This is a genomic window from Gordonia sp. 852002-10350_SCH5691597 (genome assembly GCF_001665715.1).
Taxonomy (GTDB): domain Bacteria; phylum Actinomycetota; class Actinomycetes; order Mycobacteriales; family Mycobacteriaceae; genus Gordonia; species Gordonia sputi.
Genome location: NZ_LZMO01000077.1, coordinates 17,202 through 35,741 on the forward strand (window position 1 = coordinate 17,202; position 18,540 = coordinate 35,741).

Annotated in this window: 21 protein-coding genes; 11 read left to right on the forward strand and 10 right to left on the reverse strand. The window is 66.6% G+C overall.

Annotated elements, in window-relative coordinates:
* Nucleotides 1–68: 68 nt before the first annotated feature.
* Nucleotides 69–2,522, reverse strand: a complete 2,454-nt coding sequence (locus tag A5777_RS05545) for a penicillin-binding protein (protein ID WP_064861914.1) — start codon at nucleotides 2,520–2,522, stop codon at nucleotides 69–71.
* 404 nt (nucleotides 2,523–2,926) lie between these two features.
* Here A5777_RS05545 and A5777_RS05550 point away from each other — a divergent pair, with 404 nt between their 5' ends.
* The gene (locus A5777_RS05550; RefSeq protein WP_005208251.1) at nucleotides 2,927–3,238 is read left to right on the forward strand and encodes a WhiB family transcriptional regulator; all 312 of its coding nucleotides are present in this window, start codon (nucleotides 2,927–2,929) and stop codon (nucleotides 3,236–3,238) included.
* A 29-nt stretch (nucleotides 3,239–3,267) separates the two neighbouring features.
* Here the strand turns inward: A5777_RS05550 and A5777_RS05555 are convergent, their stop codons facing one another.
* Genes A5777_RS05555 through A5777_RS05565 form a run of 3 tightly spaced genes read right to left on the reverse strand, consistent with a single transcriptional unit; the run spans nucleotide 3,268 to nucleotide 6,240 of the window.
* Nucleotides 3,268–4,080, reverse strand: a complete 813-nt coding sequence (locus A5777_RS05555; protein WP_005208252.1) for an alpha/beta fold hydrolase — start codon at nucleotides 4,078–4,080, stop codon at nucleotides 3,268–3,270.
* Between the two features lie 7 nt (nucleotides 4,081–4,087).
* Complete coding sequence (locus tag A5777_RS05560) at nucleotides 4,088–5,197, reverse strand: ArsA family ATPase (RefSeq protein ID WP_005208253.1); 1,110 nt, start codon at nucleotides 5,195–5,197, stop codon at nucleotides 4,088–4,090.
* A complete protein-coding gene (locus A5777_RS05565; protein ID WP_005208254.1) occupies nucleotides 5,197–6,240 on the reverse strand; it encodes an ArsA family ATPase in 1,044 nt (347 codons plus the stop codon). The genes A5777_RS05560 and A5777_RS05565 overlap by 1 nt, the downstream gene beginning before the upstream one ends.
* 43 nt (nucleotides 6,241–6,283) lie before the next feature.
* Between A5777_RS05565 and A5777_RS24595 the strand changes: the two genes are divergently transcribed.
* The 6 genes from A5777_RS24595 to A5777_RS05590 all read left to right on the forward strand — a co-directional run bounded on the left by A5777_RS24595 (nucleotide 6,284) and on the right by A5777_RS05590 (nucleotide 10,190).
* Nucleotides 6,284–6,448, forward strand: a complete 165-nt coding sequence (locus A5777_RS24595) for a DUF4177 domain-containing protein (RefSeq protein WP_005208255.1) — start codon at nucleotides 6,284–6,286, stop codon at nucleotides 6,446–6,448.
* Between the two features lie 10 nt (nucleotides 6,449–6,458).
* Nucleotides 6,459–6,935 (forward strand): RidA family protein, encoded by a 477-nt coding sequence (locus tag A5777_RS05570; protein ID WP_005208256.1) that lies wholly within the window; start codon nucleotides 6,459–6,461, stop codon nucleotides 6,933–6,935.
* Between the two features lie 19 nt (nucleotides 6,936–6,954).
* Nucleotides 6,955–7,731: a sulfite exporter TauE/SafE family protein gene (locus A5777_RS05575; protein WP_039856753.1), complete on the forward strand. Its 777-nt coding sequence runs from the start codon at nucleotides 6,955–6,957 to the stop codon at nucleotides 7,729–7,731.
* Nucleotides 7,732–7,735: 4 nt separating this feature from the next.
* A complete protein-coding gene (locus A5777_RS05580; protein WP_005208260.1) occupies nucleotides 7,736–7,945 on the forward strand; it encodes a hypothetical protein in 210 nt (69 codons plus the stop codon).
* A 152-nt stretch (nucleotides 7,946–8,097) separates the two neighbouring features.
* Complete coding sequence (locus tag A5777_RS05585; protein ID WP_064861923.1) at nucleotides 8,098–9,219, forward strand: flotillin family protein; 1,122 nt, start codon at nucleotides 8,098–8,100, stop codon at nucleotides 9,217–9,219.
* An 83-nt stretch (nucleotides 9,220–9,302) separates the two neighbouring features.
* Nucleotides 9,303–10,190, forward strand: a complete 888-nt coding sequence (locus tag A5777_RS05590; protein ID WP_231894958.1) for an MBL fold metallo-hydrolase — start codon at nucleotides 9,303–9,305, stop codon at nucleotides 10,188–10,190.
* Between the two features lie 29 nt (nucleotides 10,191–10,219).
* Here A5777_RS05590 and A5777_RS05595 read toward each other — a convergent pair whose 3' ends face one another.
* Nucleotides 10,220–10,894, reverse strand: a complete 675-nt coding sequence (locus A5777_RS05595; protein WP_005171581.1) for a Crp/Fnr family transcriptional regulator — start codon at nucleotides 10,892–10,894, stop codon at nucleotides 10,220–10,222.
* Nucleotides 10,895–11,131: 237 nt separating this feature from the next.
* Nucleotides 11,132–11,344 (reverse strand): hypothetical protein, encoded by a 213-nt coding sequence (locus A5777_RS05600; protein WP_064861925.1) that lies wholly within the window; start codon nucleotides 11,342–11,344, stop codon nucleotides 11,132–11,134.
* 189 nt (nucleotides 11,345–11,533) lie between these two features.
* Between A5777_RS05600 and nth the strand changes: the two genes are divergently transcribed.
* The 4 genes from nth to A5777_RS05620 are packed head-to-tail and all read left to right on the forward strand — an operon-like array spanning nucleotide 11,534 to nucleotide 15,013.
* Complete coding sequence (nth, locus tag A5777_RS05605; RefSeq protein WP_064861926.1) at nucleotides 11,534–12,220, forward strand: endonuclease III; 687 nt, start codon at nucleotides 11,534–11,536, stop codon at nucleotides 12,218–12,220.
* Nucleotides 12,220–12,966, forward strand: coding sequence for a TlpA family protein disulfide reductase (locus A5777_RS05610; protein WP_064861915.1), 747 nt, complete (start codon nucleotides 12,220–12,222; stop codon nucleotides 12,964–12,966). The genes nth and A5777_RS05610 overlap by 1 nt, the downstream gene beginning before the upstream one ends.
* Nucleotides 12,963–13,814: an NUDIX hydrolase gene (locus A5777_RS05615; RefSeq protein WP_064861916.1), complete on the forward strand. Its 852-nt coding sequence runs from the start codon at nucleotides 12,963–12,965 to the stop codon at nucleotides 13,812–13,814. The genes A5777_RS05610 and A5777_RS05615 overlap by 4 nt, the downstream gene beginning before the upstream one ends.
* Nucleotides 13,811–15,013: a MarP family serine protease gene (locus tag A5777_RS05620; RefSeq protein WP_064861917.1), complete on the forward strand. Its 1,203-nt coding sequence runs from the start codon at nucleotides 13,811–13,813 to the stop codon at nucleotides 15,011–15,013. Before A5777_RS05615 ends, A5777_RS05620 begins: the two co-directional genes overlap by 4 nt.
* A gap of 87 nt (nucleotides 15,014–15,100) precedes the next feature.
* Here the strand turns inward: A5777_RS05620 and A5777_RS05625 are convergent, their stop codons facing one another.
* The 4 genes from A5777_RS05625 to A5777_RS05640 all read right to left on the reverse strand — a co-directional run bounded on the left by A5777_RS05625 (nucleotide 15,101) and on the right by A5777_RS05640 (nucleotide 18,356).
* Complete coding sequence (locus tag A5777_RS05625) at nucleotides 15,101–16,063, reverse strand: alpha/beta fold hydrolase (protein ID WP_064861918.1); 963 nt, start codon at nucleotides 16,061–16,063, stop codon at nucleotides 15,101–15,103.
* Nucleotides 16,064–16,066: 3 nt separating this feature from the next.
* On the reverse strand, nucleotides 16,067–16,600 hold the full coding sequence (locus A5777_RS05630; protein WP_064861919.1) for a phage holin family protein: 534 nt from the start codon (nucleotides 16,598–16,600) through the stop codon (nucleotides 16,067–16,069).
* A gap of 105 nt (nucleotides 16,601–16,705) precedes the next feature.
* Nucleotides 16,706–17,731, reverse strand: a complete 1,026-nt coding sequence (locus tag A5777_RS05635) for a MerR family transcriptional regulator (protein WP_331710573.1) — start codon at nucleotides 17,729–17,731, stop codon at nucleotides 16,706–16,708.
* Nucleotides 17,694–18,356: a HEAT repeat domain-containing protein gene (locus tag A5777_RS05640; protein WP_064861927.1), complete on the reverse strand. Its 663-nt coding sequence runs from the start codon at nucleotides 18,354–18,356 to the stop codon at nucleotides 17,694–17,696. Before A5777_RS05640 ends, A5777_RS05635 begins: the two co-directional genes overlap by 38 nt.
* Nucleotides 18,357–18,540: the final 184 nt, after the last annotated feature.

Below are 18,540 nucleotides of genomic sequence, written 5' to 3' on the forward strand. Positions count from 1 at the left end.
TCACCGGTCGGCGTCAGCCGGATGAGCTCACCGGTCGGCGTCAGCCGGGATCAACTCACCGTTCGGTGTCAGCCGGGGAGCTGGATCACCACCGGGCCGACGCCGGGCACCTGGACTGTGGTCTGAGTCGGGCCCGGGCTGTCGCCGCTGTCGTTCTTTCTGCCGTTGCTGACGTAGATCGTGACGGTGCTGCCCGGCATCGCAGAGTCGGACGGCGCTGTGAACACCACTGTGCCCTGCTGCCTGCTGCTGTCGACCTCGAGCTGGTTGACCTTGAAGCCCGCTTCTTGCAGACGCGACGTCGCGTCGCTGGCAGGCAGTCCCGTGACCTGCGGTATTCGACCGCTGTTGTTGCCGTTCATGTAGCGCGGGTCGGCGGGCGGGAGGCTGACAGGACCGAACTTCGTCGCGATCGGGGTGAGCGCTGAATACCACGTCCGAGCGGGTTCCATGCCGCCGTAGATGTCGCCCTCGCCGCACAGTCGTGCGGGTCCGGAACACACACCCGACGGGTTGGGGCCGTCGGAGTACACGTAGGTGGCCGCGGCCATCTGGTTGGTGAATCCGACGAACGCCGCCGAGCGGTGCGCTTCCGTCGTACCGGTCTTGCCCGATACCGGAAGGTTCCAGCCCGCTGCGCCTGCTGCGCCCGCGGACGTGCCGCCGCCCCTGTCGTCCTGGCTCATCAGATTGGCCATCGTGTTGGCCATACCGGGTTCGACGACCCGCTCGCATGCGGGCGGATTGAACGCGACCGGAGTGGTCGCGGGCTTGCCGTCGGGGTCGAGGACCGGGTTGCCGTACTGGTCACGCTTGATCTTGCTGATCGACTTGACCGGGTTCGGCGGACACCACATGCCGCCGGAGCCGAGCGTCGCGGCCACGTTCGAGAGCTCGATGGCGTTGACCGGCCAGGGGCCGAGGGTGAACGAACCGAGATTGCCGTCCTTGACGTACTGCGCGATGCTCTTGTCGCCGAAACCCGACGAGCCGGGCACCGTGTATGAACGCATGCCGAGGCGAACGGCCATATCTACCGCGGGCTTCACGCCGACCTGCTGCAACAACTTCACGAACGCCGTGTTGGGCGACTGCGCGAGCGCCTGCGTGATCGACATCGACGCCGGATACTTACCGTCGTTCTTGACGCAGTAATAGTTGACCGGGCAGCCGAAGGCACCGCCGCTGTCGCCCATGCCCTCAACCGCGATGCTGCCGGGAACGGGGATGTTGGAGTTTCCCGGCAACCCCTTCTCGAGGCCCGCGGCGACGGTGAAGATCTTGAAGACCGAGCCCGCGCCGTCGCCGACCAGCGAGAAGGGCTGTGGCTGCACGGTCTGCATTGCGTTGGCATTGAGTCCGTAGTTGCGGCTCGATGCCATCGACAGAACGTCGTGCGACTTGGTGCCCGGCCGGATCACGCTCATGACCGCGGCGACACCGTCGGCGTCGGGGCTGACATTGGCCTGTGCGGACCGCACGCTGTTGCGCTGCACCTCGGGCTCGAGAGTGGTCTGGATGATGTAGCCGCCGCGGGTCACAGACGATCGCGACATGCCGTTCTCGGCCAGGAACTGCAGTGCGTAGTCGCAGAAGAAGCCGTTGTTGTCGGCGCCGATGCAGCCCTGCACCGGCGTCTGCGGCTGGGGAAGGACTCCGAGTGGGGCCTTCTTGGCAGCTTCGAGCTCGACGCGTCGGTCGGGGAAGTTGGCGATCATCGTGTCGAGGACGGTGTTGCGTCGGACGGTCGCCGCTTCGGGATTGCTGTAGGGGTTGAGCGCGGAACTCGACTGCACCATGCCCGCGAGCAGCGCCGATTCGCCTACGGTCAGATCCTTGGCGCTCTTGCCGAAGTATGTCTGTGCCGCGGCCTCGATGCCGTAGGCGTTATTGCCGAAGGGCACGACATTGAGGTAGCGGGTGACGATCTGCTTCTTCGCCTCCTGCTTGGCCGCGGCGTCGTCGAGTCCCTTTCGTTTTGCCTCGTCGCGCAGCGACTGCTCCATCGTGAGCGCCATGCGCACCTCACGCAGCTTGCGGGCGGGGGTCGTCTCGATGGCGGCCTGGCGGTCGGCCTCGGTGCGGGCCAGCACGAGGAGTTGGTAGTTCTTGATGTACTGCTGATCGAGCGTCGACGCGCCCTGCTGGACCTCGCCCGACGACGAGTTCTTGAGGAAGGCGCGGATCGTGCCCTTCCAGTCGACGCCGTCGTGCTCGAGGAAGCGTCTGTCCTCGATCGAGATGATCGCGCGGATCATGTCGGGGGAGATGTCGTTGTATCCGACCTGGTACCTGTACTGATCGAAGAGTCGTGCGATGGGTGTCCCCGCCGCGTCGGTCATCGTGGTGACCTCGGGCAGTGTTCCGCTGAGCAACTCCGACGAGACGTTCTCCACTGCCGACGCCGCGCGATTCGACGCGATACCCACGCCGCTGGCCACGGGATAGAGCAATCCGGCTACGAGCACGCCGGCCAGCACGCATGCCCCTGCGAGCGACCACAGCTTCTTCGACTTCGGCACTCGGACAGGATACGTGTGATTTCTGAGACAACCGTTTGGCCCGCCGGTGAGGTGCCCGATGGTCTCAGATCGAACGCTCCGTCTGCATGAATCGACGCTCGGCGCCGATCCGACGGGGGTTTGTCGGGACGCTTTTGTCGGTTTCCCTGCGAGTTTGCACGGTTGTGCCATTTTTCTCCGGCTCAGGGGTTGCGGTCACATGCACAGATCCTTAGATTGAGTGCAGAATGTGACTCACATAACAACAGTGACGAGAAGTGGCACGAGCATCTCTGAATCGTTCGACCACCTCAGAAATCGGTGACGTGGTGTTGGAGGCGAGCATTCGCCGGCAACGACGCAGGGTCGTTGTGCCGGGCACGGGTCGCGCACAGCGCGCAACGACAAAAGACAGGGGTCGGCTCATGGCGACATCGGCGGTATCGACCAACGAAACTCGACTGACGTGGGTGGCACGGGCACGCTGCCGCGGTGAGGACCCCGACGAGCTCTTCGTTCGTGGAGCGGCTCAACGTAAGGCCGCAGTCATCTGCCGTCACTGCCCGGTGCAACTCGAATGTGGAGCCGACGCCCTCGACAACCGCGTCGAATTCGGTGTGTGGGGTGGCATGACCGAACGTCAGCGTCGTGCGTTGTTGCGTCAGCATCCCGAGGTGACCTCGTGGGCAGAGTTCTTCGCGGCTCAGCGTCGACGCCGTGAGGTATCTGTCGGTTGATTTCGCCGTCGGTTGATCCCGCCCCGGGTTCAACCCCAGGGTGAACGGGGAAACCCGTTGCGCAAGAACGAGATCAGCAACGCGTTGAGTGCGTCGGGTTGCTCCGCCGGCACCATGTGACTGCCCGGCAGTACCGCCAGACGCGCGTGCGGGAGCGCGGCCACGACCGCCGAACTGTGCTCGAGGGTGACCTCGTCGTGATCGCCCTGCAGAACCATCGTCGGAGTCGTGATCGGCGCCAACGAATCCAGATCTATCTGCGGTTCAGTGGCGAACAGGTGCTTCATCTTTGCGTCGAACGTCGTGAAATGGTCGGCGCCATCGGGCGACAGTGCCGCGTACTGCGACCGCAGGCCCGCCATCGCACTCCCGGAATCGAGCAGTTCGGTCAACGCGCTGTCGGCAACCTTGCCGTCGTCGTTGTAGTACTGGCCGATCAACACCATGCGCGTGATCTTCTCGGCGCGCTCGCGCGCGGCCAGCACGGCCACAGCGGCACCGTCGCTCCAGCCGACGAGATGTGCCGGACCCTCGACGTGATTCTCGAGATACGCGATCGTGTCGTCGGCCATCGCCTGATATGTGATCGGGCCGTCGACGTCGGGCGTCCGCGCGTGCCCCCGACGTTCGGGGACGTGCACGCGGAATCCGGCCTCGACCAACACCGGCGCGGTGAGCGCCCACGACGTAGCCCCGCCGTACCCGCCGTGCAGCAGGACGACGGGCGGTCCGCTCCCCGCGACCTCGTGCCATTCGCGATGGCCCGCGACGTCGACGTAGGACCCTTCGAATCCGCGGAGCGTCGGGGTCGGCTGCGTGCGTGCCCGCCGACGTTGCGCCATCAGATACTCAGCCCCTGCCGGTGATCTCTTCCGCGACGGCGTGCAGGGCGTCGAGGTCGGCGACCTCGAACGGCAGCGACGGAACGCCGACGATCGGAACTGTCGGGTGCGACGCGGTAAACCGTTGCAGGAGATGCAGTTCGCGTTTGCCGGCTGCCGCGCGCGCGGCGTGCAGTCTCAGCACGCCTTCGGTGAGGTCGTCGGAAACTCTCTCCAGTGCGACGTGGGCGGCCTCTTCGGAGATGCTCGTCAGGTTGGGATGTGTGCGGTTGAGGATCAAGCCCGCCAACGGCATCGACTCCTCGCTGAGTCGGTCGACGAAGAACGCCGCCTCGCGCAGGGCGTCGGGCTCGGCCGCCGCGACCACCGCAAACCGGGTGCCGGGTTGTTTGAGCAGCTCATAGGTGCGCAGTGCGCGCTCCTGGAATCCGCCGAACATCGAATCCAGCGATTGCACGAATGTCGCGACGTCGCGCAGCATGTCGCCGCCGATGATCGTCGACACACCGCGCATCGCGAGGCTCATCGCGCCGGTGACCATGCGCCCGACGCCGCGCCCGCCGCCGACGAGCACCTTCATCAGGCGCCCCGACAAGAACGACCCGAGGCGTTGCGGGGCGTCGAGGAAGTCGAGTGCATTCCGCGACGGCGGGGTGTCGACGACGATGAGGTCCCAGCGATCCTGCTCGAGCAGCTTGCCGAGCTTCTCCATCGCCATGTACTCCTGCGTGCCGGAGAACGACGACGCGACGGTCTGATAGAAGGAGTTCTCCATGATCGCCGCCGCGCGCTCGGGCGTCGAATGTTCGAGCACCATGTCGTCGAACGTGCGCCGCATGTCGAGCATCATCGCGTCGAGCGAGCCGGAACCGTCGGCGGTGAGCGGTGAGACGCTGACCGGCTGGGGGTCGTTGGTCAGCTCGGTCATGCCGAGCGACTGTGCGAGCCGTCGAGCGGGGTCGATGGTGAGAACCGCGACGTTGCGGCCGTGCTCCGCGGCGTAGACGGCCATCGCGGCGGCAGTCGTCGTCTTGCCGACACCGCCTGCGCCACAACAGATTACGACGCGGGTTTCCGGATCGGTGAGGACCGAGCCCATCTTGAGGTCGAGCGGCATCACGCACCGGCTTTCTGCAGCAGGTTGGCCAATTCGTAGAGCGAGCCGAGGTCGATGCCCTCGTTGAGCAGTGGTAGCTCGAGTGTCGGCACCTCGACCTCGTCGAGCTGGGCCTTGGCGACCTGCTGGGCCTGCAGGCGCGTCGCGTGCTCGATGCTCTCGGTGAGCAGACCCGCGAGGTCGGTCTCGGAGACCGGCATCTGTGCGTCGGCGAGACTCGACGCGATCCTTGGGGCGTCGATGACTCCCTCGGCGATCGCGTCGATCTGGTCGGCGGGCAGGTAGACGGGGCTGACCTTGTTGATGATGAGCGTTCCGACGTTGACGTCCTTGGACCGCAGGTCGTCGACGGCCTCGACGGTTTCCTGGATGGGCATCGCCTCGAGGAGTGTCACCAGGTGGACGACGGTCTCGTCGGAGTGCAGCAGCCGGGCGACGCCGTCGCTCTGATTGCGGATCGGTCCGGTCTTCGCGAGATCGGCCATCGCGGTGGTGACGTCGAGGAAGTTGCCGATCCGGCCGGTCGGCGGGGCGTCGACGACCACGGCGTCGTACACGCGGTTGCCCGCCTTGTCGGTGTGGATGATGCGCTCTTTGATCTTGCCGGTGAGCAGCACGTCGCGAAGGCCGGGCGCGACCGTCGTAACGAAATCGATTGCGCCGATGCGCTTCATCGCGCGCCCGGCGAACCCCAGGTTGTAGAACATGTCGAGGTATTCGAGCAGGGCGTGTTCGATGTCGATGGCCAGCGCCCACACCTCGCCGCCCCCTTCGGCGGTGGCGATGCGGGTGTCGTTCGGCGGGAGGGGCGGGATGTCGAAGAGCTGCGCGATTCCCTGACGCCCCTCGCACTCGACGAGCAGCACCCGTTTACCGTCGGCGGCCAGCGCCAACGCCAGTGCTGCGGCGACGGTTGTCTTACCCGTCCCGCCCTTGCCGGAGACGAAGTGCAGGCGGGCCCGCGAAGCGCTGTCGGGCCAGGTGTTCTCCGCTTCGTCGGCGGTGCCTGGCAGTGTCTGCCCGTCGGCTGTTTTGTCGGCCACAGGTTCACCTTAGATGCTGGGTCTCTCGGGTTAGGGTGGGTCCATGACTGAAGTGACCGCCTGGGAGTACGCGACGGTGCCGCTGCTGACGCACGCCACGAAACAGATCCTCGACACCTGGGGTGCCGACGGATGGGAACTGGTCAGCGTGCTGCCCGGCCCGACCGGCGAACAACACGTGGCATATCTCAAGCGACCCAAGGGCTGAGGAGCGATCCATGAGCTGGAGTGAGCGACTTCCGCAGATCGGCATCACCCTGCCTCCGGCGGCCAAGCCGGTGGCCAACTACGTTCCGGCCGTGCGCATCGGTGACCTGGTCTACACGTCGGGGCAGTTGCCCTTCGTGTCGGGCAAACTCGAGTTTCGGGGCAAGGTCCACGAGGGTGCAGACGGCACCGTCACGCCGGAGCAGGCGGTCAGTGCTGCCAGGCAGTGCACACTCAATGCGCTGTCGGCGATCGACGCGCTCGTCGGACTCGACTCGATCACTCGCATCGTGAAGGTGACCGGATACGTCTCCTCCGGTCCGGGCTTCTCCGGCCAGCCGCAGGTGCTCAACGGGGCGTCGGATCTGCTCGCCGACATCTTCGGCGAAGCCGGCGTCCACGCGCGCTCGGCAGTCGGCGTCGCCGAACTCCCGCTGGCGTCGCCGGTCGAGGTCGAGCTGATCGTCGAGGTCACGCCCGAGTCGTGATGCCCACCAACTGGTGAGTATCGACGTCGTAGTCCTCCTCGTCGCGGCCGTCGCCGCGGGTTGGGTCGACGCCGTCGTCGGCGGCGGCGGGCTGATCATGATTCCGGCGCTGCTGATCACCAACCCCGGTCTGGTTCCTGCGACGGCGCTGGGCACCAACAAGCTGATGGCGATCTTCGGGACGTCGTCTGCCGCGTGGCGTTACTCGCGTCGGGTACCGATGGATGTTCGACGCCTCGCCCCGGTCTTCGCCTGTGCGGTCGTCTTCTCGGCGCTGGGTGCGCTCGTCGCGGGTCTGCTGCCCGCCGACGTGTTCACCCCGATCGTGCTGGTCTTGCTGGTCGCGGTGGGCCTGTTCGTCGCACTCAACCCGCGTTTCGGCTCCCACGACGTGACGGGAAAGTCGCGCCGGTCCATCATTCTCGGGTTGGTGATCTGCGGTGTCGTCATAGCCTTCTACGACGGCGTGCTCGGTCCCGGTACCGGCACGTTCCTGATCATCACGCTGACAGCGCTCGTCGGCACGAGCTTTCTGGAGAGCTCGGCGATGGCCAAGGTCATCAACACGGGAACCAACCTTGGTGCGCTCGCGGTGTTCGCGGCGCAGGGGCACGTGATGTGGCTCCTCGGACTGGCGCTGGCCGTCGGGAACATCGCAGGCGCCCAACTGGGATCGCATATGGCGCTGGGGCGAGGGAGCTCGTTCGTGCGGTGGGTGCTGCTCGTGGTGGTCGTCGTGATGGTCGCGAAGCTCGGCTTCGATATGGTCGGCACACCGGATCGAAGTCGGGGGTGAAGCCATGGTCGGTGCGATCGGCATCGTGACGCTCGGTATCGGCGGTGGCGACTCGCTCGGTGAGGTCGAGTTGCGCATCGCCGGAGGCACCGAGCGGTACCTCGCGCAGGCGCGCGAGGCCATCGACGAGGGCGAGAACATCCTCGTGATCGGTGTGCTGCCCGGGCGCGTCGTCGACGTCGAACGGTGGATCGCCCCGCCCGACGGCGTGTAGAGGCATCGCCGTCTTCAGGCGCTGCCGTATGCCGGGCCGCAATGTGATCCCGGGCTGCAGCGTGCGGGGCGTCGGACAAAAGGAACGACGCGGTGGATGGTCGCCGCGTCGGTTACGGCATGCTGTACCCGACCCAACGCAGAGGAGTGTTCATGCTCGGCTACCACGTTCCCGAACCGGACGAGGCGATGTTGATCTCGGGCAAGAAGTCCGGTGACGAAGGCGCGCCGTTCGTTGTCGTTGTCGGACACGGCAAATGGGTGATGCCCTTCTTCCGTAAGGTGCGCTACCTGTCAATGGCGTTGCACGAGGCGTCGATTCGCGAGGTGTGTGTGACGACGCAGGGCATTCAGTTGAATGTGCGCGCCGTGATCGCGCACAAGGTCGGCGGCGACGTCGTGTCCATCGTGAACGCCGGTCAGCGTTTCATCTCGGAGCAGGAGGCCGAGATGAATCAGCTCACCGGACAAGTCTTTTCGGGCCACCTGCGTTCGATCGTCGGCTCGATGACCGTCGAGCAGATCATCCGTGAGCGCGACACGCTCGCCCGGCAGGTGCTCGAGGCGTCGAAGCGCGAGATGGGCTCGATCGGTTTGGTCGTCGACTCCTTCCAGATCCAGTCGATCGACGACATGGACTCGGGGTACATCAACGCCCTCGCGGCACCGAACATCGCCAAGGTTCAGCGTGAGGCCGCCGTCGAGCGTGCCCGCGCCGACCAGGAGGCCGCCAAGGCGCAGCAGGAATCACTGCGCAACCAGGCCGACTACGAGCGTGAGACGTCGATCAAGCGCGCGCAGATCAAGTCGGAGACCGACAAGGCCAATGCCGAGGCGGCGCAGGCGGGTCCGTTGGCAGAGGCGCGCGTGAATCAGGAGATCATCCGCGAGCAGTCGGTGTTGGCGCAGGCGCAGGCCGATCTCCGTGAGCAGCAACTGATCTCGGAGGTCGTGAAGCCTGCCGAAGCCGAGGCCCGACGCACCCAGATCCTCGCCGAGGCCGAGGCGAAGGCCGTCGAGATCTCGTCGGAGGCGGCGGCGAAGAACAACCGGATCGCGCTCGACCAGCAGTTGATCGAGCAGTTGCCCGACCTCGTCGCCGAGGTCGCCAAGGGGCTCGGTTCGGCCAATCTGACCGTGTACAACGGCGCCGAGGGGGTCAACGAGATCATGACCGGCGTGATCACCCAGGGCGCCGGTCTGCTGCGCAGCCTGCAGGACCAGCTGCAGGTGGGGCCCGCCGCCGAGCAGAGTCAGAACGGTTCCGGCCAGTAGTCGGTACGGGTTGGTGTGCAGCGTGAGTGCGCCGGGGGAGGGCGGTCGGATTCGGGCGGTGTGAGCCGCATTACGCTGTGTGCATGACGAGTCCAGGCGATCGTGACGCCCCTGCCGCCGCTGCATCCGATGCCGCTGAATCCGAAACTCCCACGGCGTCCGACGCCTCTGCCGCGCAGCATCCCGCGTACGGGGTGCTGCGCGAGGTGACGCCGTTTGCGTCGGTTCTGTTGTGCGACAACCCCGGAATGATGGAACTCGACGGCACCAACACCTGGGTGCTGCGTGCTCCGGGTAGTGCCGAGTGCGTCGTCGTCGACCCAGGCCCGCGTAAGCACAAGAAGCATGTCAAGCGCATCGCCGAGCAACCCGGAATCGCGTTGACGCTGATCACACACCGGCACGGCGACCACACCGGCGCGATCAAGACGCTGCACAAGCACACCGGCGGGCCGACGCGGGCGCGGCTTGCCGAACACTCGCGTGGCGCAGCACCTCTCGCCGACCGCGAGGTCATCGAGGTCGCCGGGCTGAAGATCACGGTGCTGCACACGCCGGGGCACACCGGCGATTCGGTGAGCTTTCTCGTCGAGTGGGAGGACCAGCGCGCGGTTCTCACCGGTGACACGATCCTCGGAAGTGGCACCACCGTGCTGGATCCCAGCGACGGCACGCTGCGCGACTACCTGAACTCGTTGAACCGGTTGATCGTCGAGGGTGAGGGCGCGACGTTACTGCCCGCGCACGGCCCCGACCATCCCGACCTCGGGCCCGTGGCGCGGTACTACAAGAAGCACCGTGAGGATCGGCTCGACCAGATAGTGGCCGCGCTCGAAGAGATGGGTGTCTCGGCGAAGAATGCGAAGCCCATGAAGGTGGTTCGCAAGGTCTACGCCGACGTCGACAAGAAGCTCTGGCCTGCCGCCCGTATGTCGGTCAAGGCGCAGTTGGAGTACCTGCGGGAGGCGTGAATGGTGTTGCGAGTGCAACCCCCCAGAAACTACCGCGCGCGGCGCGCGAGTCGCTCGGAGTCGGCGATCAGGACGCTCTTGCCTTCGAGGCGCAGCCAGCCGCGCTGTGCGAAGTCGGCGAGCGCCTTGTTCACGGTTTCGCGGGATGCGCCGACGAGCTGGGCGATCTCTTCCTGCGTCAGGTCGTGGGTGACGCGCAGTGCGCCGCCCTCCTGGGTGCCGAAGCGCTGTGCGAGCTGCAGGAGCTGCTTGGCAACGCGTCCGGGGACGTCGGTGAAGATCAGGTCGGCGAGGTTGTTGTTGGTGCGACGCAGGCGTCGGGCCAACACGCGCAGCAACTGCTCGGCGATCTCGGGGCGATCCTTGATCCAGGCGCGCAGCGCGTCGCGGTCCATCGACACGGCACGGACCTCGGTGACCGTGGTGGCCGACGACGTGCGCGGGCCCGGGTCGAAGATGGAGAGCTCGCCGAACATGTCGGACGGTCCCATGATGGTCAGCAGGTTCTCGCGTCCGTCGGGTGAGCGTCGTCCGACCTTCACCTTGCCCGACAGGATGATGTAGAGGCGGTCTCCTGGCTCTCCCTCATGGAAGATCACGTGTCCGCGCGGAAAATCCACGGGCTGTAGTTGCTTGGTCAGCGCCGCGACAGCGGAGGGCTCCACACCCTGGAAAATTCCCGCCCGCGCCAGTACTTCCTCCACCTAAGGAACCTTTCTCATCGGCCGCGTGAACGACACACGCACTCAGCAACGCTACTCTCGCCCTGAAGCATATGTGTTGGATGGGTCACTAGCGCCACTTTGGGGCCGTGTTGCGCGTGCTGAATTGATGTTGTGGCGGGGCCGTGTGGATCATGAGGATCGCCCTGCGAGGGCGTGATCGTCGAGTGGTCGACGACGTCGACGTGGTCCTTTTCGTGTGGCGGTCGGGGGTTGCGCTCAGCTCGCGCGGCGCTCGCGCAGCTCGTCGAGCGCTGCGGGAAAACCGTCCCTGGCCAGCGCGTCCACGTGCTGGGACTCAGCTGATTGCAGAAACTCCTCGACGTTGTCGCGGGAGACGCTGAGCCGGTCCGTGTGGTGCTGAACCTTCTCCATCGCGAGTGCGAAAAGCATCAACACAGCAGGGAAGAGCAGTGCGGCGAGTCCTTGCATACCGATCAGTAAACACCGACCGCCGACGAGGCTCCTAACCGGAATCGTCGCCTTCACTGACTTGTTATCAAGCCGTCGCCACCGACCTGGTCGCAGTCGATCGCTAATCTGAAGCGTGTGAGTGCACGTAAGTCGGCTGCGGGAGCCAGGACAGAAACCCATCTCGGTCTGGTTCGCCGTGCACGCCGCATGAACCGTGAACTCAAGGTCGAGTTCCCGCATGTGTACTGCGAGTTGGACTTCACCAACCCGCTCGAATTGTCCGTCGCGACCATCCTGTCGGCGCAGTGCACCGACGTCCGCGTGAACCAGGTGACACCCGCGCTGTTCGCCAAATACCGCACTGCCGCCGACTACGCGGGGGCCGATCGCACCGAACTCGAGGAGATGATCCGCTCGACGGGCTTCTACCGGAACAAGGCCAACTCGATCATCGGGCTGGGGCAGGCGCTCGTCGAACGTTTCGACTCCACGGTTCCGCACACGCTGAAAGAGCTGGTCAGCTTGCCCGGGTTCGGTCGCAAGACCGCCAACGTCGTGCTCGGCAACGCCTTCGACATCCCGGGCATCACCGTCGACACCCACTTCTCGCGTCTCGTACAGCGATGGGGGTGGACCACCGAAACCGATCCGGTCAAGATCGAGCACGCCGTCGGAGAGCTCTTCGAGCGCAAGGAGTGGACCAACCTCTCGCATCGTGTGATCTTCCACGGCAGGCGCGTGTGTCATGCGCGCAAGCCCGCGTGTGGCGTCTGTGTGCTCGCGCATGATTGTCCGTCCGTCGGACTCGGTCCGATGGACAAAGCCGAGGCGGCAAAGCTCGTGAAGGGTCCGGAAACCGACCACATCCTCGAGCTCGCAGGGATCTCCGCGTAGTGGGCACATCCGCGACGACGTCGGGCCCCGACGCACCGACCCCGCACGACGACCCGCCACCCCAGCGTCGACGCAGCCGTTTTCCGACGTCGTTGCGCTGGACGCTGGTCTTCTTCGTCGTCATGGTCGCGTTGATCGTCGCCATCTGGCCGCGCGATTCTGGATCGTCGAACAGTCTCGGTTCGCCGACCGACAACTCCGGTGTCGCGGCGGTCCCCGACGCCAAGGTCGACGACGCCACACTCGCCAAGGCCCGCGCCGACGCCGCCGTCGAACCATGCCCGAACGCCGGGTTGCCGGGATCGTCCGGCGCGGCACTGGCGGGGGTCGTCGCGCCCTGTCTGGCAACCGGCAACGCCTACAACCTCGGGGCCGGAACCGCAGGAAAGCCTGTGCTCATCAATATGTGGGCGGTGTGGTGCCTGCCGTGTCGGCGCGAGCTGCCGGTACTCGCCGAGTACGCGCGGCGCGCGGGCGATCGGGTTACGGTGCTCACCGTGCATGCCGAACAGGGCGCGGGTAATCCGTTCGCGGTGTTGACGTTCCTGCGCGAGGTCGGCGTCCATCTCCCGACGGTCCTCGACGTCGACGGCAAGGTCGCGGCGGCACTTCGGGCACCGAGAGTCTTCCCGTCGACCATCCTGCTCCGCGCCGACGGCACCATTGCCACAACACTTCCCAAGGAGTTCGGCAGCGTCGACGAGGTCGCCGACGCCGTGCGCGACGCCACCGGTGTCGCCACGTGACGCGCACCGAACAGCCGTCGCAGGAGCCACACGTCGGGCAGCTCGTCGACACAGCGAAGATTCCTCCGTGGTTGCGGCAGCTCACCGGCAATGTCTCGGCCGTGACCGACAGCGTGCTCGATCGCGGTGGCGACCGCTCGCGCTGGGCGTCGATGCTGCGTCGCGACCGCCGCGCGGCGTCGGTGCTGATCTTGTTCTCCGGCTCGTGGGATGCCGACCCCGACCATCCGGGCGGCCTGCCCGCCGACGCACAGGTGCTGCTCACCGAGCGAGCCCCGACGTTGCGCCAGCACAGCGGGCAGGTGGCTTTCCCCGGCGGCTCGTTCGATCCGGGCGACGACTATCCCGTCGGCACCGCGCTGCGCGAAGCCGCCGAGGAGACCGGACTCGAGGCGAGCAGCGTCGACGTCCTCGCCAATCTGCCGAGCTTTCCCGTACCCGTTTCGAACTTCGAGGTGACCCCGGTTGTCGCGCACTGGCGTGAACCGGGACCGGTCGGCGTCGTCGACGCAGGCGAGACGTCGCGCGTTGTGCGCGTGAATCTGCGCGAGATGTTGGCACCGCAGAACCGTTTTCAGGTGCAGCGGTCGGTGCTCGGTGCGCGCGCCTATCGCGGTCCGGCATTCTTCGTCGACGGACTTCTGGTGTGGGGTTTCACCGGTGGGCTCCTCGCGGCGATCAGCGATGCGTCGGGGTGGGACGTCCCGTGGAACCACGACGACGTCCGCCCGCTCGAGGAGGCGATCGCCCGCGCGGGATCGCCTCAGCTGAGCGGATTTCCGACGCTGCGTCGCGCGGCTGATTCCGGCGACGGAGATACCGAGGCGTCCGAGGATGCCGCCCGGTGAGCGGATCGACATGGGTTGACGTGATCGTCATCGTGCTCGCACTGCTCGCCGCGCTCAGTGGCTGGCGGCAGGGCGCGGTGGCGTCGGGACTGGCGGTCGTCGGCGTGATTCTGGGCGCGGTGGCAGGCATTTTGATTGCGCCCCACATACTTTCACGTATCGACGATCGAAGTATGCGGCTCGTCGTCGGGGTTGCGCTGCTCGTGGTGCTGGTCATCATCGGCGAGACGTCGGGCATGGTGCTCGGACGAGCGGCCCGCGGTGGTATCAGGTCGACGGCGCTGCGGCACGTCGACAGCGTGATCGGGCTGATGCTGCAGGTCATCGCGGTGTTGGTCGCGGCCTGGCTGCTGGCGATTCCGCTCGGACGCGCGTCGTCGCCCGAAATCGCAAGCGCGGTGCGCGGATCCACGATTCTGCGCGGTGTCGATTCCGTCGCCCCGACGTGGCTGCGCGATTTCCCGACCCGCGAACTCGGACCGATGCTCGACGATTCGGGTCTGCCCGAGGTGATCGGCCCCTTCGTGCAGACTCCTGTCGCGAACGTCGACCCACCCGACACGTCGCTGGAGAATTCCGCGGTGGTGTCGCGAGTACAGCAGAGCGTGGTGAAGATCGAGGGTGTTGCCCCGAGCTGCCAGCAGGCGTTGGAGGGCAGCGGATTCGTCGTGTCGCCCGAGCGGGTCATGACCAACGCGCACGTCGTCGCCGGAACCCGCCGATTGACGGTGCAGACCGAGGGCGGCGACTCGCTCGCCGCCAAGGTGGTGCTCTTCGACAGCCGCACCGACATCGCGGTCCTCGACGTCCCCGGATTGAGCGCCAAGGCACTGCAATTCGACGACTCGTCGGCGAAGCCGGGAGCCGACGCGATCGTGCTCGGCTATCCCGAGGCCGGTCCGTTCACGTCGACCGCGGTGCGGGTGCGCGAGACGATCAACCTGTCGGGACCCGACATCTACCGCACCAACCAGGTGCTGCGCGAGGTGTACACGGTGCGTGGCACCATCCGCCAGGGCAACTCCGGCGGGCCGATGATCACTCCGGACGGCGACGTGCTCGGCGTCGTGTTCGGCGCCGCCGAGGACACCGCGGACAACACCGGCTTCGTGCTCACCGCCAAGCAGGTGAAGTCCGACCTCGACGCCTCCGAACGCCGCACCGCGCGCGTGAGCACGGGCGAGTGCGTGCACTCCTGACGCACACTCGGCCGTAGGAAGCGCACGGTCGGCGAGGGGTTTGCGATCGAGCCTGCCGACTGTGCGCCGCGGGACGTCGAGCGTGCGCTAGTCGTCGCGGCCGGTGCCGGCGAGGAGGTCGCCGAGCAGCATGCTGACCTCACTCGGCCGCTCCTGGTGGGCGAAGTGACCGCTGCCGGGGATGGGGCGATAGTCGAAGTCCGAGGCCCATTCGGCACCGGCACCGACTGATTCGTCGGTGATGTAGGGATCGTCGACGCCGCGCACCGCGAGGACCGGGATGGACAGCCGCTTCTCCATGAGGTCCATGAAGCGGACGCCGTCGGGTCGAAATTGCGACCGGAACACCCAGCGCTGGTACTCCAGGCTGCAGTGTGCGGCGCCGGGAATCTGGATCGCGGATCGGTTCTTGTCGACAGTGTCGGTGTAGTCGTCGGTGTCCTGCCATGCGAGCCCCGACCGCTCGGCGAAGTATTCGCCGATGAATGCGCCGTTGTGTCGGGTCAGTCGTCGCTCGGCCATGCGCGGCACCTGGTTGCTCAAGAAGTTTCCGAGAAACGACGACCGCTGCTCGGCGTCTCGCAACACGTCGCGCCGCAGGACCCGCGGATGAGGTGAGGAGATGACCGCGATCGCGCGCACCGCACGTGGGTGCAGCGTGGCGGTCGCCCAGCATGCCAGCCCGCCGTCGGCGTGGCCGATGAGCGTCGCGGATGTATGCCCGAGCGCGCGCACGAGGCCGTTGGTATCGCCTGCCAGGGTCCAACCGTCGTAACCGCGAGGAGGTTTGTCGCTGTCGCCGTAGCCGCGCAGATCGACCGCGACAGCTCGGTAACCGGCCTCGGTCAGGTCGGCCAGTTGGTGGCGCCAACTCCACCAGAACTCACCGAAACCGTGAAGCAGCAAGGCGAGTGGGCGGTCTGGATGTTCCGAGGACGTGCCCGGGCCGTCGGCCTCGACCGCGTGGAACCGCACCCCGTTGGCACGTACGTCGAGATGACGCCAGGGCCCGGCGAACCGGACACTGGACGGGTCGGGGGCTGCGGCCAAATCTCAGGCCTCGCGTGCGGGCGGTATCGCAGGATGACTGCCGCCGTGTCCGAGCGACGAGCCGGGGCCGTCGTCGTGGCGGCCCGGCAGCACGGTCTGCACTTCCTTGACGCTGCTGATCGTCTTCTTCGGACCGCGAACTCGTTTGAACACGAGGTAGCCGACGAAGGCTGCGATCAGCGTGATGACAACCAGGATCGCGAACACGATCAGGAACGCGAGCCAGCGCGAGACCCACTCGTCGAGCAGTTCGGCGAGGAAGAAGAAGAAAAAGAAGCTCGCGTACAGAGCCATCACGCCCGCCACGATCAGCAGAGCGGTGCCCGCCCCCGCTTTCTTCGCGTCGTCGACCAGCTCCGCCTTGGCCAGCGCGACCTCGGACCGGAACAGCGTCGAGACACTCGCGGTGGCGTTCTTGACCAGGCTTCCGACGCTGGCTTCGCCGGACGAATCGCGGTCGGCGTCGCTCAACGGAATCGACGGTGTCTTGCCCCCTGCGTTGCGGTAGTCGGACTGGCCGGACTCGTTTCCACTCACAGCATCCTCCGTCTTTGGCGTTCTCCTGCCATATGTTGCCATGCGCGGGTCTTCGCGGTTGTGCCCGCCGCCGCGTCGACGTGGCGTGGCGGCGGGTCGACCCGGTCATGAGCGGTGTTGTCGCAGCGTGGCGAGTGCGGCCACCGCGGGATCGCGGTCGTCGGTCTGCGCGTCGAGGATGTGCACGGCCACCTCGCCGGGCAGGTCGACGAGTGCCTGGGCGAGTCTGCTCCGTGCCTGCGGATCGACGTGGTCGCCATCGAGGAGCCTGCCGAGTTCCATCGCGATCTCGTCGGCGGTTGCGGAGGTGTGTGCGAGGTCGCGGATCGCGTCGGCGGCGTCGACGTCATGACTGCCGTCGACGACCATGTTGATCAACCGCGGGATCATGGCAGTGTCACCCCGCGTTGCGAGGGCGAGCGACGCGGCATCGGCGACGGCACGGTCGGTGTCGCGGAGTGCGGTGCGTCGCAGCAATTCGACGGACGTGTCGGTGTTCAGCTTCGTGATCGCCGAGACCGCACGGCGTCGGATCTCGGGGTCTGGGGAGAGGAGACCCGCACCGAGTGCGGCCTCCGCAGCGGGATCGGCGAAATCGGCGAGCGCCCAGACGAGGGTGCCGGCGACATTCGTATCGCGCTCGGCCAGAACGGCTTTCGCGAGCGCCTCCGGCGAGAGTCGCCCGCCGTGTGCGGTCAGCGCGGCCCGCTGGCGTAGGGCCGGGGAGTCGGAGTCGAGGTCGTGGAGTAGTTTCACCGAGTTCAGCACGTCCTCCCAGTCGGTCGGCGCGGCGTCGGCGATGCGGGTCAGGCGCGTGAGCAACGCGGTCTCGCGCGTGATGCGTTGGCGCGTCTTCGCGATGAGCTCGTCGACCAGGTCTGCGGGTTCGGCGGTCCCCGGGGTGTCCAGCAGTGTCTTGATTCCTGCCAGTGACACCCCGAGCGCGCGCAGTCCGACGACGCGGAACAGCCGCGCGATGTCGTCGGGGGAGTAGTCGCGGTACCCGCCCGCGGTGCGGGTCGCCGGTCGCACCAGCCCCAGCCGGTCGTAGTGCCGCAGCATCCGGACGCTCACGCCCGAATGCCGCGACACCTCACCGATCAGCATGGTCGATGCGGACGGGTGCACCACGCAGTGTCAGTGCGCGCTTTGCTTGTTCGACTGCGTCGGCGAAGCCGCCGCCCGGGTCGTTCATCAGGCGCCGGGTCGCGTCGGCGTGAATGCGCACTGCCTCGTGGCCGCTTGTGCTCGCCGCGTCTAGAACGCCGATTGCTGCCTCGCCGAGCGCGCTCAGCGCACGACTGAGACTGCGCTGCACCTCTCGGTCGCCGCGGCCGAGTTCGGCGGCCAGGGCGGCTGCGAGATCGGAGACGTCCTCATCGTCATCGGCAACGAGCGCAACCGCCGTCCGCCACGCTGTCCGGGCTACCTCGTCGTCTGGATCGTGCAGCAGGCCCGTGATGTGCTGATAGACACTGCGATCGCCGATCTTCGACAGCGTGTGTAATGCCTGGCTGCGCGCCTGCGCCGACGTCGAGTCCAACTCCGCGGCCACTCGCGGCACCGTCGCTGCGTGCGGCGTCCGAGTGAGTGCCCAGGTCAGCATGTCGCGGACGAAGAAGTCGGATTCAACGCCGCTGCGGTGTACCAGTGCGTCGACGAGCGCTGGATCGGGTTCGGTCCCCGCCGCCAGTGCTGCGCGCAGCCGGATCGACGGATCCGGCGCCGACAGCGCGTCGATGAGTGTCTGAGTCATCGTGATCACCTCCACGACCTGAGTCAAAACCCTGTCACCGTGTCAGGGTCAAGAGCAAGGCCGCCGGGACAACGAGATCTCCAGACGCAGCTCGCCCGTTTTCAGTCATTCGGCGCGGCGCCGGCCGGCAAAAGCCCAGGTCGGCGTCGACGGTCGACGGAAAAATGACGGCTCTCATACACAC

Bases quoted from the DNA above. Each gene is read 5' to 3' on its own strand.
- A5777_RS24595 (WP_005208255.1), top strand. From the start codon at position 6,284: ATGACTGAAGTGACCGCCTGGGAGTACGCGACGGTGCCGCTGCTGACG.
- nth (WP_064861926.1), top strand. From the start codon at position 11,534: ATGAACCGTGAACTCAAGGTCGAGTTCCCGCATGTGTACTGCGAGTTG.
- A5777_RS05570 (WP_005208256.1), top strand. From the start codon at position 6,459: ATGAGCTGGAGTGAGCGACTTCCGCAGATCGGCATCACCCTGCCTCCG.
- A5777_RS05585 (WP_064861923.1), top strand. From the start codon at position 8,098: ATGCTCGGCTACCACGTTCCCGAACCGGACGAGGCGATGTTGATCTCG.
- A5777_RS05555 (WP_005208252.1), bottom strand. From the start codon at position 4,080: ATGGCGCAACGTCGGCGGGCACGCACGCAGCCGACCCCGACGCTCCGC.
- A5777_RS05600 (WP_064861925.1), bottom strand. From the start codon at position 11,344: ATGCAAGGACTCGCCGCACTGCTCTTCCCTGCTGTGTTGATGCTTTTC.
- A5777_RS05640 (WP_064861927.1), bottom strand. From the start codon at position 18,356: ATGACTCAGACACTCATCGACGCGCTGTCGGCGCCGGATCCGTCGATC.
- A5777_RS05560 (WP_005208253.1), bottom strand. From the start codon at position 5,197: ATGCCGCTCGACCTCAAGATGGGCTCGGTCCTCACCGATCCGGAAACC.
- A5777_RS05580 (WP_005208260.1), top strand. From the start codon at position 7,736: ATGGTCGGTGCGATCGGCATCGTGACGCTCGGTATCGGCGGTGGCGAC.
- A5777_RS05590 (WP_231894958.1), top strand. From the start codon at position 9,303: ATGACGAGTCCAGGCGATCGTGACGCCCCTGCCGCCGCTGCATCCGAT.
- A5777_RS05550 (WP_005208251.1), top strand. From the start codon at position 2,927: ATGGCGACATCGGCGGTATCGACCAACGAAACTCGACTGACGTGGGTG.